We start from the raw sequence: 14,798 nt of genomic DNA on the forward strand, positions 1-14,798 counted from the left end.
AAAGGAGAAGACATGACAAGCAGCCATGCAGACCAGCTGGAAATGATAGTCGGGCCGGTGCGCCTGCCGCTGAAGATCGACGACAGCGTCAACTACTTCCAGCTGCACTACTTCGAATTCCAGGGCAAGCGCTGGGCCTGCGCGGCGCTTGGCGATCTCGCCGCGCAGGAAGCGGTGCCGCTGCGCATAGAATCGGCGTGCTTTTTCGGCCACGTGATGCATTCGCAGCAGTGCGACTGCGGCTTCCAGCTGGACGAAGCCTTCCGCCGCATCTCGCAGCGCCAGGGCGGGCTGGTGATCTACGGCATAGACCAGGATGCCCGCGGCCTGGGAATAGAAAAGCATTTCCGCATCTACGACTACCGGCAGAACCACCAACTGGACACCGATGAAGTCTACCAGCGCTTCCATGCCCCGCTGGATAGCCGCTCCTACGAGGCGGTGGCCGCCATCCTGCGCTTCCTCAAGGTGGAAAGCATCCTGCTGATGTCGAACAACCGCGCGCGGCTGGAGTTTCTGCGCGAACAGGGCTTCCGGGTGGAGCGCGACCAGATCGAGGCGCCGCTGACCCGCTACAACATGGCCACCATGATGCTGGAGAAGGAAGACCTGGCCTACCAATGGAGCTTCCAGACCCACGGCGACTGGCTGCGGCCGCTGCAGGACCAGGCGGAGGCGCATCCCGACCGCCGCGCCGCGCGCATCGTCCGCGACAACCAGCAGGTGGTGGCGGAATGGCAGGGAGACAGCTGGGACGTGGCCCGCCATCTGCTGGCTGGGCTGGCCCAGCAACCGGCAGGCGAGCTGGTGATCTACCTCAGCGATCTGCCCAGACTGGACGAACTGGCGGCCTACGCCGCCACCGGCGCCCGCTTCGTGGTGGTGCCTTTCGCCACCCTGCCAGGCTATCTGGAAACGGAAGCCCGCCAGCTCGGCATCAAGCTGCAGGACTGGGGCCGTGAAAACAAGTACGCGCAGCCTCGGCCGCAATGGCAACTGGAGGACCAGACCGGCGACAGCCACGTCTATCGCCGCGGCGATGAAAGACGGACCTGCCGCCGGGACGGCGCGGCGGATGCCGTAGCCTGAGTCGCCGCCATGCCCCATCTGGCCCTCTCCACCTCCAGGCAGGCCGCGCTGGCCGCCATGCAGGACGACGCCTCCGACTGCCTGATGGTGGACAGCTTCAACGGCGCGCCCGCCAATATGCGCGGCTTCCGCTGCTTCAATCCCTTCCAACTCTGGCCCGATCCCGTCATCCCGGTGCCGGGGCAGGCCGGACGGCTGGCGCGATCGGTCGAATCGGTGTGGCAGGGCTTGAAGCTGGTGGACGGGCGCACCGACTTCGAGCAGTTTCTGGCCGAGCCGCGCAAGCGGCCCAGCGACGATGAGCGCCGCCGCCAACCAGGCTACTGCTATTCGGACAGCCGCTTCATTTATGGCGACCGGCAGCTGGGCCTCCTGGAAGCCCGCTTCCTGATCTACCTGCCGACCTATCTGTTTCTGCTGGACAGGCTGGCCCCGGAGCCGGTGCTGCGGGAGCTGCGCCGGCACATCGCCGCCGATGGTCCGGTGCTGTTCTACGACTGGGACGCCAATCAGGACATCGCCGACACCAGTTCTTCGTTCAGCCACTCCGCCATTCTGGCCGCCTGGTTCAACGGCACGCTGGAGCGGCGCTACCGCGAGCTGGCCGGCCGCCTGCTGTCGCCCGCCGACAAACCGGCCTTCGACGCCGCGCTGGACGGCCTGCTCGGCCGCTATCGCGCCATCCATCGGGAGAAACCATGACGCTCAATCCGGCTCTGGCCCGCCGGCTGTACTGGGGCTGCGAAAAACTGCAAGGCCGCCAGGATGTGGCGCAACGCCTGCGTTGGCTGGAAGAAACCCAGCACCTGTCGCCGCAGGCTTGCCGCGAACTGCAAATGCGCAAGCTGCACGCGCTGCTCAGCCATGCCTACGAAAGCGTGCCCTATTACACCCGGGTGTTCCGCGAGCGCGGCCTGGTGCCCGACGACTTCAACTCGCTGGCCGACCTGGCCAAACTGCCGCTGCTGACCCGCCAGGAGCTGACCGCCAACCAGGCGGAGCTGATCTCCAGCCGCGCCGATCGCGCCACGCTGCAAACCAATTACAGCAGCGGCTCCACCGGCAAGCGCGCCTGCTTCGTCCAGGACGCCGACTTCAGGCTGTGGATGCGCGCCCACCAATTGCGCACCTACCAATGGTGCGCCGGCTGGAAAGTGGGCGAACCGTTCGCGCTGCTATGGGGCTCTTCCATCTACTGGAGCTTGAAAAGCGTGTCGGACCAGCTGAAGAATCTGCTCAGCAACCGGCGCGAATTCAACACCTTCCGGCTGTCTCCCGAATTGATCGGCCAGTTCACCCGCAGCCTGGCCAGCTTCAACCCGGTGCTGATCAGCACCTACACCAACGCCATGCACCTGATCGCCCGGCAAATGGAGCGCGAAGCGGTCAAGGTGCCGGCGCTGCGCGCCATCCAGGGCACCTCGGAGCCGCTGCCGCCCATCATCCGCGAGCGGCTGCAAAAGGTGTTCGGCTGCGAGGTGTACGACAAGTACGGCTCGCGCGAAACCAATATCGTCGCGCATGAAAGCCCCTGCCACGACGGCATGCTGATCCAGGTGGAAAACGTCGCGGAAGAATTCCTGCGCGACGACGGCGCCGCCTGCCAGCCCGGCGAAACCGGCCGGGTGGTGCTGACCACGCTGAACAATTTCGCCATGCCGCTGATCCGCTACGAAACCAGCGATCTGGCCGCGCCGCTGTCCGGCCACTGCGCCTCCGGCCTCGGCCTGCCGCGCATGAGCCATGTCGCCGGCCGTCAGCAGGATCTGATCGTCACGCCCGACGGCGCTTATGTCGACGCTTACCTGTTCTCTTTCCTGATCATGCGCTTCGAGGAAATAGAATGGTTCCAGGTGGTGCAGGATAGCCTGGACAGCCTGCGCATCCGCTTGATGGCGCCGGCCGGCATCTCCCGCCAGCGCTGCGACGCCATCGTCGAGCGCATCCACCACCACACCGGCTACCCATTCCGCATCGAATTCGAACCATTCGACCGCATGCCGGAATCGCCCACCGGCAAATTCCGTCTGTGCGTGTCGGCGCTCAGCGACATCGGCACCCGCCATCCGGTGAACCCATGAACGCAGACATCGCGGTGGACGAGATGCGCGAACTGGCCGCGCAAGCGCTGCAACGCTGCGGCGCCCCGTCCGCGCGGGCCCGGCAGGTGATCGACGACCTGCTGGAAAACGAACAGGTCGGCTATCCCTCGCACGGCATGCTGCGCCTGCTAGACTACGCCGCCGATATCCGCTCCGGCGCGCTCGACCCCGCCGCCCTGCCCGCCATCGAGCAGACCGCGGCCAATATCGCCATCGTCGATGGCAGGCGCGCCTTCGGCATCCTCGCCCGGCAGTCCATCGCCGAGGCCTTGCAGCGCATGTGCCGCGAGCAGCCCTTGGCCATGGTCTGCCTGCGGCATGGCCACCACCTTGGCAGGCTGGCGGCGCTAGGCCGCGAACTGGCCGGCGCCGCCCGGCAACCGCTGGCGGTGATGGGGTTTTGCAACTTCCAGGGCCGCGGCCAGAGGGTGGCCGCGCCCGGCGGCCGGCTGGGGCGGCTCTGCACCAATCCGCTGCTGCTGGCCTTCCCCTCCGCCGATGCCGACCCGGTGGTGCTGGACATGAGCACCACCGCCGTGTCCGAAGGCTATGTCCGGCGCCGCGCCCAAGAAGGCGCCGCGCTGCCTTCCGGCTGCCTGGTCGGCGCGGACGGAGAGCCGGCGCTCGATCCCGCCCTGCTCTACGCCCAGCCGCCGCAAGCGACGATGCAGCCGCTGGGCGGAGCCCTGGCCGGCCACAAAGGCTACGGGCTGGCGGTATTCATCGAATTGCTCGCCGGAGCGCTGGCCGGCGCCGGCCATGTCGCCCGACCGGAGGACGCAGGCAACGGCGGCTTGTTCCTGGCGATCAACCCGGCGCTCGCGCCATCCGGCCTAGCCGCCGTCAAAGCCGAGGCGGCCGCCATCGCCCGGCATTGCCGCGAGACCGGACAGGCTGGCCGTTTGGCCAGGATGCCCGGCGAAGGCTACGCCGAACGCCGCCGGGCCGCCGCCGCACGGGCCATACTGACACTTCCCGCCGCCACGCTAGACGCCATCCGGCATCTGGCCGGCCAGCACCAGGAGAACCCGCATGTCGAATGACGCGCCCTTCCATCCGCTATTGAATGCCGGCAATCCGATCAAGGACAAACTGGCTGCCGGCCGCACCTGTTTCGGACTGTTCCTGGTATCGGCCAGCGCGCTGATCGCCGAATGCTGCGCCACCCGCGGGCCGGACTGGCTGCTGGTGGACATGGAAGCGTCCCCGGCCGACCGCCGCGACTTGATCCAGATGCTGCAGGCGCTGAACGGATCGCACACCGCCGGCATGGTGAGGGTGGCCCGCAACGAGCGCCACTTGATCGAGGCGGCGCTGGACAGCGGCGCGCAGGGCCTGATGGTGCCCAAAGTAGACTCGGCGGCCGATGCCCGGGCAGTGGCGAATTGCGCCTATTACCCGCCGCGCGGCCGCCGCGGCGTCAACCCCATCCGCTGCTCCGCTTATTTTTCACGCCTGCCCGACTACTTCGCCGAAGCCAACCAGTCCTTGCTGACCATCGTCCAGATCGAGTCGGCGCAAGCGGTGGCCGAAGCCGACGACATCGCCGCCGTCGACGGCATAGACGTGCTGTTCATCGGCTGCGGCGACCTGGCCTGCGACCTGGGCCAGGCCGGCCAGGTGACCGGCGCGCTGATGGACGCCGCGATCGAACAAGTGCTCGAGGCCTGCCACCGCCACGGCAAGATCGCCGGCATCTTCGCCTACAGCCTGGAATTGGCGCAACGCTACGCCCGCCAGGGCTTCCGCTTCATCGCCTTCGGCAACGACATGAAACTGCTGGCGCAATCGCTGGAGCAACAGATGCGCAGCCTGGAGGAATTCGCTTCACCATGATGCGGCTCCCGCCATCGCATCATGGCGCTTGCAGACTGGCGGTTTGGCAAGCCTCTTTCATACGTCAAGACTTTGGGAGATCGAGATGGTCGCACACAATGAAACCAGCGCCGGCGTCGAACCGCGCCCCGCCTCCGGCCGCGAGCAGGAAGCGCTGGCGCTGATGCGCAGCTACATGCCCTGGGCGGCCGGCGCCGGCCTGGTGCCGGTGCCGCTGCTGGACATGGCAGTGATCGCTGGCGTGCAGCTGAAATTCCTGGCCAGGCTGTCGGCGCTGTACGACGTGCCGTTCAGCGAAAACCAGGCCAAGTCCATCATCGCCGCGCTGCTGGGCAGCGTGGTGCCGGCCAGCATCGCCACCACGGTGTTCTCGCTGCTCAAAGGCATTCCGCTCCTGGGCTTCGCCGCCAGCTTCCTGACGCTGCCGGCGTTGGGCGCCGCCTCCACTTATGCGCTGGGCAAGGTATTCATCCAGCACTTCGAGTCCGGCGGCACCTTCCTCAACCTCGATCCGCAGAAAGTGCGCAGCTATTACCAGGAACAGTTTGAACAAGCACAAAAATAACGCCCCGTCCCGGCCGCCGGCCTTGCGCCGCGGCCGGGACGCTTGCCGGAAGCCCTGCCCGATGAAGCCCTGCCCTCCCCGCCGGCCGCGCCGCGGCCTGCTGACACTCGCCTTTTGCGCCGCCGCGGCTTCGCACCCGGCCGCGCGCGCCGACTTCCCTTACGCCAAGGACCAGACATCCCCGGTGCAGACCGCCACGCAGAACCTGCCGACACAACGCGGCTCCATCGACATCGCCATCAGCCAGGCGCATGTCTACGGCCTGGACACGCCCGGCTCGCATAGCTATTGCTCGCCATCGATCAAAATCATCAATCACGCGTCGGACACGCTGCGCACGCTGATCCTCGGCATCGAATACCACAAGAACGGCAGCCGCGAGTCCTCCGGCTCTTCGGTGGTCAATCTGACTTCGCCGCTGGAGCCGGACAATTACAGCACCACCTATTTCAATCCGCTGAATGTCGCCAGTTGCAAGGACCTGCAAGGCGCCGTCACTGTGCTGAGCTGCCAGTACGCCTTCAATGGCGATTGCGGGGCCGATGTGCGCGCCATCGGCTTCGGCGCCATCCCGCTGCAGCGCGCCGCCGGCAAGAAACCATGAGGCCACGCCATGATTATTTATTCCTACTTGGGACTATGCCTGGTGGTCGCCTACATGGGCAGACACACCCGGCTGGGCTTTCTGCGCACCATGCTGTTCTCGATATTCATGACGCCGGTGCTGATGATGATCTATCTGCTGATCGCCTACGCCACCGACGAACGCCGCTGAAACCCACCACGCCGCCACCCATCGCCTACTGAAATGCTGCTATCCAAATTCCTTTTCCAAAACAGCAAGCTGCCGATGAAACGGCTGGGCGTGATGGCCGCGCTGGCCAGCGCCTCCAACGCCAGCCTGTTGGCGGTGATCAATCACGCCGCCGAGCACATCAAGGACGTGGACATGCAGTTCTTCCACGTGCTCATCTACGGCCTGGTGCTGACCCTGTACATCTACAGCCAGCGCTATGTGCTGCTGGCTACCTGCGACGAGGTGGAGGACATCGTCCACCAGATCCGCTGCCGGATGGTGAAGACCTTGCAGTCGTGCGAGCTGGCCATGCTGGAGCACAGCGGCCACGGCCGCATCTATTCGGCCATCTGCAACGATACCCAGACCCTGTCGCAGGCGGCCTGCACCATCGTGCTGGGCTTCCAGTCCATCATCCTGATCGTGTTCGCGTCGCTGTACATTGCCTGGCTGTCCCTGATGTCGCTGCTGCTGATCATTGCGGTGATGGCGATCGCCACCCTGATCTACTGGGCCAAGATGAAATCGGTGCATGCGATGCTGTACCAGGCCAACGAACAGGAAAGCCGGCTGCACGACCAGATCGGCAGCCTGCTCAGCGGCTTCAAGGAGGTCAAGCTGTCCAGCCGCCGCGCCGAGGCGCTGATAGACGATGTCGAAACCACGTCGGAAATCACCGCCCAGTTGCGCAAGGTGGCGCAGCGCGGCATCTCCATCAACTTCATGTTCGCCCAGATCGCGCTGTTCCTGGTGCTGGGCAGCATGGTGTTCGTGCTGCCGGTGTTTTCGCCGGCCTATACCGACACGGTGATGAAAACGCTGACCGCGGTGCTGTTCCTGGTGGGGCCGATCTCCGGCATCATCGCCGCCATTCCGCAGATCGCCACTGCAACAGCCGCGGTGGAAAACCTGCAGGAGCTGGAGCGCGCGCTGGCCAGCCATGCCCAGGCCGCGCAAACCGCGGCCGACGAAGCGGCCGCCTTCCGCAGCCTGGAATTGAAGAACATCCATTTCCGCCATGAACGCAGCGATGGCCAGGGCTTCGCCATCGGCCCGATCAATCTATCCATCCAGGCCGGCGAAATCATTTTCATCACCGGCGGCAACGGCTCCGGCAAATCCACGCTGATCAAGCTGCTCACCGCGCTGTACCCGCCCTCTGGCGGCTCGCTGCTGCTGAACGGCCGCGCGGTGGCGGCGGAGCGGGCGCAGGCCTACCGCAACCACATCTGCGCGGTTTTCTCCGATTTTCACCTGTTCGACAAGCTATACGGGCTGGAGGACTGGAACCGGGACGAGGCGGAGCGGCTGCTGGAGGAGATGGAAATCGCCGACAAGGCCGAAATGGGGGAATACGGCTTCAACACCATCGACCTCTCCACCGGCCAACGCAAGCGCCTGGCGCTGATCGCGGCGATGCTGGAACACAAGCCCTTGTGCGTGCTCGACGAATGGGCGGCCGACCAAGACCCTCATTTCCGGCGCAAATTCTACGAAACGCTGGTTCCCAGCCTACGCGAACGGGGCCTGACCCTGATCGCCGTCACCCACGACGACCGCTACTTCCATCTGGCCGACCGCCGGCTGCACATGGAAGATGGCCGCCTGTACGAACTTGGCGAGGAAAGCCACCATGCCTGATGCCGCAGCCAGCGCCGTTCCGCGCCCGCCGCTCCGCCGTTTCGAAGCCTGGCTCCGAGAGCTGACCATTCCCCTCACGGTCGCCTTCGCCATTTTCATCTTCCTGCTGCCGCTGATGATCTACACCATCCGTCCCGGCCAACTGGGCGTGCAATGGAAACGCTTCCAGGGCGGCACCCAGCTTGATCACATCTATGGCGAAGGCACCCACATCATCCTGCCATGGGACCACATCTACATCTACGACGCCCGACTGCAGCGCGTGGAACGCGAGTTCGACGTGCTGTCGTCGGATGGCCTGACGATGAAGGTCAGCATGGCCTGGCGCTTCCGCGTCAATCCGTCCAACCTGCCCTACCTGCACCGCTACGCCGGCGAGAACTACGCCGAAACCTTGATCGCGCCCAGCGTCGGCGCCCGCACCCGCGATGTGATCGCCTATTACCGGCCGGAACAGGTCTACACCCAGTCGCGGCTCACCATCCAGCAACAAATACTGTCCTCGGTGCGTTACGACCTGATCAACAACTTCAACCCCGACGGCCGCAAGGGCTTGAAATGGGTGGAAATCGAGGACGTGCTGATCAAGGGCGTCACGCTGCCGCGGGGCGTGCAGGACGCCATCATCAAGAAAAACGCCGCCTACCAGGAAATGCAGACCTACAACTTCCTGCTGAGCAAGGAGGAAAAAGAGGCCGAACGCAAACGGATAGAAGCCACCGGCATCCGCCATTTCCAGGAAATCGTCAGCAACGGCATGAGCGACAGCTATCTGCGCTGGCGCGGCATCGAAGCCACCGTCCAGCTGGCCAAGTCCGACAATGCCAAGGTGGTGGTGATAGGCGCCGGCGCCAACGGCCTGCCGCTGATCATGAACATGGATGACAAGAAGGCGGAGGCGAGCAAGCCGAAGGCGCGGCCGCGCAAACCATGAGCGTCATCCGCTCCAGCAGCGCCTGGGCGCGCTCCCGGCCCACGCTGGCGTCGTTGTAAATCAGATCCAGCGCCCAGCGCTCGCCGAACTGCGTCGCCATCAGCTCGGTATCGGCCCCGGCCCAGTTAAGCGCGGCGCCCAGGTCGGGCCGCCATTGCGCCGCCATGCCTGGATACGCGTAATCCAGCTGGAAGTGCGGCCGCGGGTTGAACTGATGGCGCGCCGGCCAATGGCACAGGCCCAGCGCGCCATGGCTGGCGAACAAGTCAGGGCGCAAACTGCGCAGCAGGTGCAGCACCGGCAGCGAGCGCGCCTCGCAGTCGCGCACCGCCTGCCTGGCCGCGTCGCTGGCCGCGGTCAGGCCATCCCCCGGACGCAGCGGCAGCGGAATCGGCAAGGCGTTGGAGAACAAGCCCAGGGTATTGCGCTGAGCCAGCGCGCGGTTGCCCATGCTGAGATTGACCACCAGCGGCTGGCTGAGCGCCATCTCGCGCAGCGCCAGCGCATAAGCCGCCAGCAACATGCTCCTCACCGCCTCCGCCCTCATCCCCGCGCCCACCCCGGGCGGCAGCTCGCGATGCACCCATCCCGCCGGCCGCGCCAGCCCTGGCGGCGGCTCGACCGCGTCCATCACGGCGGACAACGCGTCGCGCCACCATGCCAGTCTCTGCGCGCCGACTGCGCCGCCAAGCAAACGCTCTTCCTCCTCCAGCGCCTCCCGCACCGGCCGCCCCGCGGGAACGGCAGGCGCCGGGCAGCCCGCCAGCCGCGCGCCGTACTCCCTGAGCAGCTGCTGCAGGAATAAATGCACCGACCAACCGTCCAGCAGCGCGTGGTGGAAAGTCAGGATCATGGCGCTATTCCCGCCCTCCGTGTCCACCAGCGTGAAGCGGCACAGCGGCGGCGTCGCCAGGTCGAACGGCTCGGCATTGTCGCGCGCCGCCAACCGGCGCAAGCCCGCCTCCCAATCCGCCGCCGCCAAGCTTTCATGCCGGCAGGCCGGCTCGCCCGGCTCGCCCAGCCGCGCCGCCGCCTCTTCGCCGTCGCGGACGAAGCCCAGGCGGAATACATCGTGCCTGGCCAAAACCTGCCGCAGCGCCGCGCGCCATAATCCAGGCGCCGCCGGCCCCTGCATCAGCGCGGTGATGGTGATGTGCAGGTGTATCCCCTGCCAGGACGAACGGATGAAAAACTCCTGATTGGATTTGACCCGCATGTTTCCTCGCAAGAAACAGGCCGCCACCGCGGCCTGGAGATGAAAATCAATGGGCGCGCCGAGAGTCTCCGGCGCTTACGCTGAAGGATACTTGCCGCGCATCCAGCGGTTGGTGATTGGGCGCGGCCAGCTCCAGGTGGATCTGATGCGGCCCCGGCGGCAAGCCCACCAGCACCAGCGGATCGGGCGTGGCATGCACCCAATGCCAGGCCGCCCCGTCCAGATACACGTGCAGGTGGCCGACTCCCCGCAGCGCTGCGGGAACCGGCTCCCCGGCAGGCGCGTAGCGCGGCGCCAGCCGGATCTGTTCGGCGTGGAAGCGGACAATCAGCGCATTGCCCACCGCCTGGCCATCGACGGGAGACTCGATCACCAGTTTCGGCGCCGGCGCATCCGCGGCCTGAGCCGGCGCGCAGCAGGCCAAAGCCAGCAAGGCCAACCATCCCGATAGTCTATTGGTCATCCCCATTCCTCATCGCTTGGGCTTCCGCCGCCGTCATCGTGAGCGCGCAGCCTGGCGGCCCGCCGGAACGCCATTGTCATTATGGTTGGCCACACCCATAGCGCAAGCGCTTCACGCGCGCGCAAAAAAAAACGGAAGCCGCAGCTTCCGTTTGCCTTGCCTGCGCGCAAGCGCGCCCCGATCAGCCCACCCAGCGGCGCGCCGAGGCGAACATGCGGAACCAGGCGCCGTTTTCGCCCCAATCCGCCGGATGCCAGCTGTTCTGCACGGTGCGGAACACCCGCTCCGGGTGCGGCATCATGATGGTGAAGCGGCCATCCGGCGTGGTGACGCCGGTGATGCCCGCCGGCGAGCCGTTGGGGTTGAGCGGATACGTTTCGGTGGCGCGACCGTCGAAGTCGATGTAGCGCAGCGCGGTCAGCGCCTGCTCCTGGCTGCCCGGCGCGAACACCGCGCGGCCTTCGCCGTGGCTCACCACCACCGGCAGACGGCTGCCCACCATGTCTGCGAGGAAGATCGACGGCGAAGCGGTGACTTCCACCATCGCGAAGCGCGCCTCGAACTGCTCCGACGCGTTGCGGCGGAACTTCGGCCAATACTCGGCGCCCGGGATGATGGACGACAGGTTGGACATCATCTGGCAGCCGTTGCACACGCCCAGCGCAAAGGTATCCTCGCGGCCGAAGAAGGCCTCGAACTGTTCGCGGGCGCGCGGATTGAACAGGATGCTCTTCGCCCAGCCTTCGCCGGCGCCCAGCACGTCGCCGTAGCTGAAGCCGCCGCAGGCGGCCAGGCCCTTGAAGTCGGCCAGCGAGACGCGGCCGGCGATGATGTCGCTCATGTGCACGTCCACCGCCTCGAAGCCGGCGCGGTCGAACGCCGCCGCCATCTCCAGCTGGCCGTTGACGCCCTGCTCGCGCAGGACGGCCATGCGCGGCCGCGCGCCGGCGGCGATGAACGGCGCCGACGGATCGCCATGCACGTCGAAGCTCAGCTGGGCGAACAAGCCGCGCGGCTTGGCGTGGCTGCGCAGCAGCTGCTCGCTGTCGGCGCAGGCCGGATTGTCGCGCAGGCGCTGCATGCGGGCGCTGGTTTCCGACCAGGCGCAGAACAGCTCGCTGCGGCTTTCGCTGAACAGGTCCTTGCCCTTGTGCTTGATCACCAGCCGGTCGTAGCCGTTGACGCGGCCCAGCACGAACAGCTCGCGGCCGATGCCGGCCTTCATGAAGCGCGAGATCACTTCCGGGGTGTCGCCCTTGCGCACCTGCAGCACCGCGCCCAGTTCCTCGTTGAACAGCACGCGCATGATGCGGCCGTGGGTGGCGGCCTCCAGCGATGGCTGCACGTAGTCGTCGATGATGCGCTGGGTATTCTGGCGCTCGATCACCAGCTCCTGCAGATCGACGCTGATGCCGACATGGCTGGCGAACATCATTTCCGCCAGCGTGGCGAACAGGCCGCCGTCGGAGCGGTCGTGGTAAGCCAGGAGCTTGTCGTCGCGCAGCAGCGACTGCACGGTGTTGAAGAAGGCGGCCAGCTGTTGCGGACTTTCCACATCGGGCGAGCGGCCCTTCATGTCCTTCCACACCTGGCCGTAGATCGAGCCGCCCAGGCGGCAGCGGCCGTAGCCCAGGTCGATCAGGATCAGGTCGCTGTCCTTGACGTCCTGCAGCACCGGGGTGACGGTCTTGCGCACATCCTCGACCGGCGAGAAAGCGGAAATCACCACCGACATCGGCGCGGTGACGGCCTTCTGCTCGCCGCCATCCTGCCAAACCGTCTTCATCGACAGCGAGTCCTTGCCCACCGGAATGCTGACGCCCAGGCTCTGGCTCAGCTCGGACACCGCCTCCACCGTGCGGTATAGGCGCACGTCCTCGCCGGGGTGGCCCGCCGGCGCCATCCAGTTGGCGGACAGCTTGACGTTGCCCAGGTGGCCGACGAAGGCGGCGGCGATATTGGTCAGCGCCTCGCCTATCGCCATGCGGCCGGAGGCCGGCGCGCTGAACAGCGCGGCCGGGGTGCGCTCGCCCATCGCCATCGCTTCGCCGCGATAGGTGTTGAAGCCCATGGTGGTGACGGCCACGTCGGCCACCGGCACCTGCCAGCGGCCCACCATCTGGTCGCGCGCCGTCATGCCGCCGACGCTGCGGTCGCCGATGGTGATCAGGAAGGACTTGTCGGCCACGGTGGGGTGGCGCAGCACGCGGTAGGCGGTTTCGCGCAGCGGGTATTTGGACGCGTCGAACACCTGGTAGTCAGGCTCCACCGTCTTCACATCGCGGGTCATGCGCGGCGGCTTGCCCAGCAGCACTTCCAGCGGCATGTCCACCGGGTTGTTGTCGAAATGGTCGTCGCGCACCTGCAGATGGCCGTCGTCGGTGGCCGTGCCCAGCACCGCGAACGGGCAGCGCTCGCGCTCGCACAGCGCGCTGAAGCGCTCCAGGTCCTGCGGCAGCACCGCCATCACGTAGCGCTCCTGCGCCTCGTTGGACCAGATCTGCATCGGCGTCATGCCCTTTTCTTCCAGGTGCACCTTGCGCAGATGGAAGACCGCGCCGCGGCCGGCGTCGTTGACCAGCTCCGGGAAGGCGTTGGACAGCCCGCCGGCGCCGACGTCATGGATGGAGACGATGGGGTTGGCTTCGCCCAGCTGCCAGCAGCGGTCGATGACTTCCTGGCAGCGGCGCTCGATTTCCGGGTTGCCGCGCTGCACCGAGTCGAAGTCCAGGTTTTCGCTGTTGGCCCCGGTGTCCATCGACGAGGCGGCGCCGCCCCCCAGGCCGATCAGCAGGCCGGGGCCGCCCAGTTGGATCAGCAGCGCGCCTTCCGGGATTTCGTTCTTGTGGATCTGCTGCTGCTGGATGTTGCCCAGGCCGCCCGCCAGCATGATGGGCTTGTGGTAGCCGCGCATCTCGCCGTGCACTTCCTCTTCGAAGGTGCGGAAGTAGCCGGTGAGGTTGGGACGGCCGAACTCGTTGTTGAACGCCGCGCCGCCTATCGGACCTTCCAGCATGATCTGCAGCGCCGAGGCGATGCGGCCCGGCTTGCCGTACTCGGCCTGGCCGTCGCGGTATTGCTCCCACGGCTGCTTGAAGCCCGGGATGTTCAGGTTGGACACCGAGAAGCCGGTGAGGCCGGCCTTGGGACGCGAACCGCGACCGGTGGCGCCTTCGTCGCGGATCTCGCCGCCGTTGCCGGTGGAGGCGCCGGCGAAAGGCGAAATGGCGGTCGGGTGGTTATGCGTCTCCACCTTCATCAGGATGTCGGTGGGCTCGCTGTTGTATCCGTAGCGGTGGCTGCCGGGCTGCGGGTAGAAGCGCTCGATGAAAGCGCCCTCTATCACCGAGGCATTGTCCTTGTAGGCCACCAGCGTGCCTTGCGGATGGGCGTCGTGGGTATCGCGGATCATGCGGAACAGCGACTTGCCCTGCTCGACGCCGTCGATGACGAATTGCGCGTTGAAGATCTTGTGGCGGCAGTGCTCGGAGTTGGCCTGCGCGAACATCATCAGTTCGACGTCGCTGGGATTGCGTCCCAGCTTGACGAAGTTTTCCACCAAGTAGTCGACTTCGTCTTCGGACAACGCGAGGCCCAGCTTGGCGTTGGCGGCCGCCAGCGCCTCGCGGCCGCCGGCCAGCACGTCGACGCGGTCCATCGGCTGCGGGTCGATATGGACGAACAGTTTCTCCACCTCGTCGAACGAGGCCAGCACCGTTTCGGTCATCCTATCGTGCAAGAGGCCCGCCAGAATGTGGCGAGCCTCTTTACTTAAAGATTTATCGGCGGACTTGATTCGGAAAGCCGTGCCGCGTTCGATCCTGCGGATTCTTGGCAATCCGCAGTGCCGGGCGATGTCGGTGGCCTTGGACGCCCACGGCGACAAGGTGCCGATGCGCGGCGTCACCAGGAACAGTTCGCCTTCCGGCTCGGCGCTGAGCGGCGGCTCGCCGTAGCTGAGCAATTGGCCCAGCACGCCCACCTCTTCCAGCGTCAGCTCGCTGTCGCTTTCCGCAAAATGCCAATACTCGGCCATCAGGACCAGATCCTTCAAACCGGCATCGGCAGCTGCCGCCTGCAGTTTTTCGAGACGAAACGGTGACAGGGCAACGCCACCGCGCAGCTTGGTAATGTAAGACATTAGACACCCGCGACA

At 66.1% G+C, this 14,798-nt stretch carries 13 protein-coding genes; 10 read left to right on the top strand and 3 right to left on the bottom strand.

From position 1 onward, the window contains the following. The first annotated feature begins 12 nt into the window (after window positions 1-12). The 10 genes from MY55_RS16555 to MY55_RS16595 all read left to right on the top strand — a co-directional run bounded on the left by MY55_RS16555 (window position 13) and on the right by MY55_RS16595 (window position 8,963). A complete protein-coding gene (locus tag MY55_RS16555) occupies window positions 13-1,089 on the top strand; it encodes a GTP cyclohydrolase II (RefSeq protein ID WP_052878057.1) in 1,077 nt (358 codons plus the stop codon). A gap of 9 nt (window positions 1,090-1,098) precedes the next feature. Beyond that, window positions 1,099-1,791: a DUF6939 family protein gene (locus MY55_RS16560; protein WP_043573455.1), complete on the top strand. Its 693-nt coding sequence runs from the start codon at window positions 1,099-1,101 to the stop codon at window positions 1,789-1,791. Next, window positions 1,788-3,170: a phenylacetate--CoA ligase family protein gene (locus MY55_RS16565; RefSeq protein WP_047236722.1), complete on the top strand. Its 1,383-nt coding sequence runs from the start codon at window positions 1,788-1,790 to the stop codon at window positions 3,168-3,170. The genes MY55_RS16560 and MY55_RS16565 overlap by 4 nt, the downstream gene beginning before the upstream one ends. Continuing rightward, window positions 3,167-4,234 carry an Ldh family oxidoreductase gene (locus MY55_RS16570; RefSeq protein WP_053006667.1) on the top strand — a complete coding sequence of 356 codons (1,068 nt, stop codon included), beginning with the start codon at window positions 3,167-3,169 and terminating at the stop codon, window positions 4,232-4,234. The genes MY55_RS16565 and MY55_RS16570 overlap by 4 nt, the downstream gene beginning before the upstream one ends. Next, window positions 4,224-5,027 carry an HpcH/HpaI aldolase family protein gene (locus MY55_RS16575; RefSeq protein ID WP_080509621.1) on the top strand — a complete coding sequence of 268 codons (804 nt, stop codon included), beginning with the start codon at window positions 4,224-4,226 and terminating at the stop codon, window positions 5,025-5,027. The genes MY55_RS16570 and MY55_RS16575 overlap by 11 nt, the downstream gene beginning before the upstream one ends. Before the next feature lie 85 nt (window positions 5,028-5,112). Further along, window positions 5,113-5,592, top strand: a complete 480-nt coding sequence (locus MY55_RS16580; protein WP_043573447.1) for a YcjF family protein — start codon at window positions 5,113-5,115, stop codon at window positions 5,590-5,592. A 61-nt stretch (window positions 5,593-5,653) separates the two neighbouring features. After that, complete coding sequence (locus tag MY55_RS16585) at window positions 5,654-6,196, top strand: hypothetical protein (protein WP_043573445.1); 543 nt, start codon at window positions 5,654-5,656, stop codon at window positions 6,194-6,196. Between the two features lie 9 nt (window positions 6,197-6,205). Beyond that, window positions 6,206-6,367 (top strand): hypothetical protein, encoded by a 162-nt coding sequence (locus MY55_RS24030; RefSeq protein ID WP_162837615.1) that lies wholly within the window; start codon window positions 6,206-6,208, stop codon window positions 6,365-6,367. Between the two features lie 93 nt (window positions 6,368-6,460). After that, on the top strand, window positions 6,461-8,029 hold the full coding sequence (locus MY55_RS16590; RefSeq protein ID WP_425266115.1) for a cyclic peptide export ABC transporter: 1,569 nt from the start codon (window positions 6,461-6,463) through the stop codon (window positions 8,027-8,029). Beyond that, on the top strand, window positions 8,022-8,963 hold the full coding sequence (locus tag MY55_RS16595; protein ID WP_052257954.1) for a prohibitin family protein: 942 nt from the start codon (window positions 8,022-8,024) through the stop codon (window positions 8,961-8,963). The genes MY55_RS16590 and MY55_RS16595 overlap by 8 nt, the downstream gene beginning before the upstream one ends. On the opposite strand, the gene MY55_RS16600 is transcribed toward MY55_RS16595, so the two are convergent. From MY55_RS16600 to purL, 3 genes are all read right to left on the bottom strand, one after another. After that, entirely contained in the window at window positions 8,899-10,179 is a 1,281-nt protein-coding gene (locus tag MY55_RS16600) for a condensation domain-containing protein (protein ID WP_047244004.1), read from the bottom strand. The genes MY55_RS16595 and MY55_RS16600 overlap by 65 nt on opposite strands. A 46-nt stretch (window positions 10,180-10,225) precedes the next feature. Continuing rightward, on the bottom strand, window positions 10,226-10,642 hold the full coding sequence (locus MY55_RS16605; protein ID WP_152681620.1) for a DUF6130 family protein: 417 nt from the start codon (window positions 10,640-10,642) through the stop codon (window positions 10,226-10,228). A gap of 181 nt (window positions 10,643-10,823) precedes the next feature. After that, complete coding sequence (gene purL, locus MY55_RS16610; protein ID WP_043573437.1) at window positions 10,824-14,783, bottom strand: phosphoribosylformylglycinamidine synthase; 3,960 nt, start codon at window positions 14,781-14,783, stop codon at window positions 10,824-10,826. Window positions 14,784-14,798: the final 15 nt, after the last annotated feature.

The organism is Chromobacterium subtsugae (assembly GCF_001676875.1).
Lineage (GTDB): Bacteria > Pseudomonadota > Gammaproteobacteria > Burkholderiales > Chromobacteriaceae > Chromobacterium > Chromobacterium subtsugae.

Coding starts and splice junctions, on each gene's coding strand:
- MY55_RS16555 (WP_052878057.1), top strand. CDS start 13: ATGACAAGCAGCCATGCAGACCAGCTGGAAATGATAGTCGGGCCGGTG.
- MY55_RS16560 (WP_043573455.1), top strand. CDS start 1,099: ATGCCCCATCTGGCCCTCTCCACCTCCAGGCAGGCCGCGCTGGCCGCC.
- MY55_RS16565 (WP_047236722.1), top strand. CDS start 1,788: ATGACGCTCAATCCGGCTCTGGCCCGCCGGCTGTACTGGGGCTGCGAA.
- MY55_RS16570 (WP_053006667.1), top strand. CDS start 3,167: ATGAACGCAGACATCGCGGTGGACGAGATGCGCGAACTGGCCGCGCAA.
- MY55_RS16575 (WP_080509621.1), top strand. CDS start 4,224: ATGTCGAATGACGCGCCCTTCCATCCGCTATTGAATGCCGGCAATCCG.
- MY55_RS16580 (WP_043573447.1), top strand. CDS start 5,113: ATGGTCGCACACAATGAAACCAGCGCCGGCGTCGAACCGCGCCCCGCC.
- MY55_RS16585 (WP_043573445.1), top strand. CDS start 5,654: ATGAAGCCCTGCCCTCCCCGCCGGCCGCGCCGCGGCCTGCTGACACTC.
- MY55_RS24030 (WP_162837615.1), top strand. CDS start 6,206: ATGATTATTTATTCCTACTTGGGACTATGCCTGGTGGTCGCCTACATG.
- MY55_RS16590 (WP_425266115.1), top strand. CDS start 6,461: ATGGCCGCGCTGGCCAGCGCCTCCAACGCCAGCCTGTTGGCGGTGATC.
- MY55_RS16595 (WP_052257954.1), top strand. CDS start 8,022: ATGCCTGATGCCGCAGCCAGCGCCGTTCCGCGCCCGCCGCTCCGCCGT.
- MY55_RS16600 (WP_047244004.1), bottom strand. CDS start 10,179: ATGCGGGTCAAATCCAATCAGGAGTTTTTCATCCGTTCGTCCTGGCAG.
- MY55_RS16605 (WP_152681620.1), bottom strand. CDS start 10,642: ATGACCAATAGACTATCGGGATGGTTGGCCTTGCTGGCTTTGGCCTGC.
- purL (WP_043573437.1), bottom strand. CDS start 14,783: ATGTCTTACATTACCAAGCTGCGCGGTGGCGTTGCCCTGTCACCGTTT.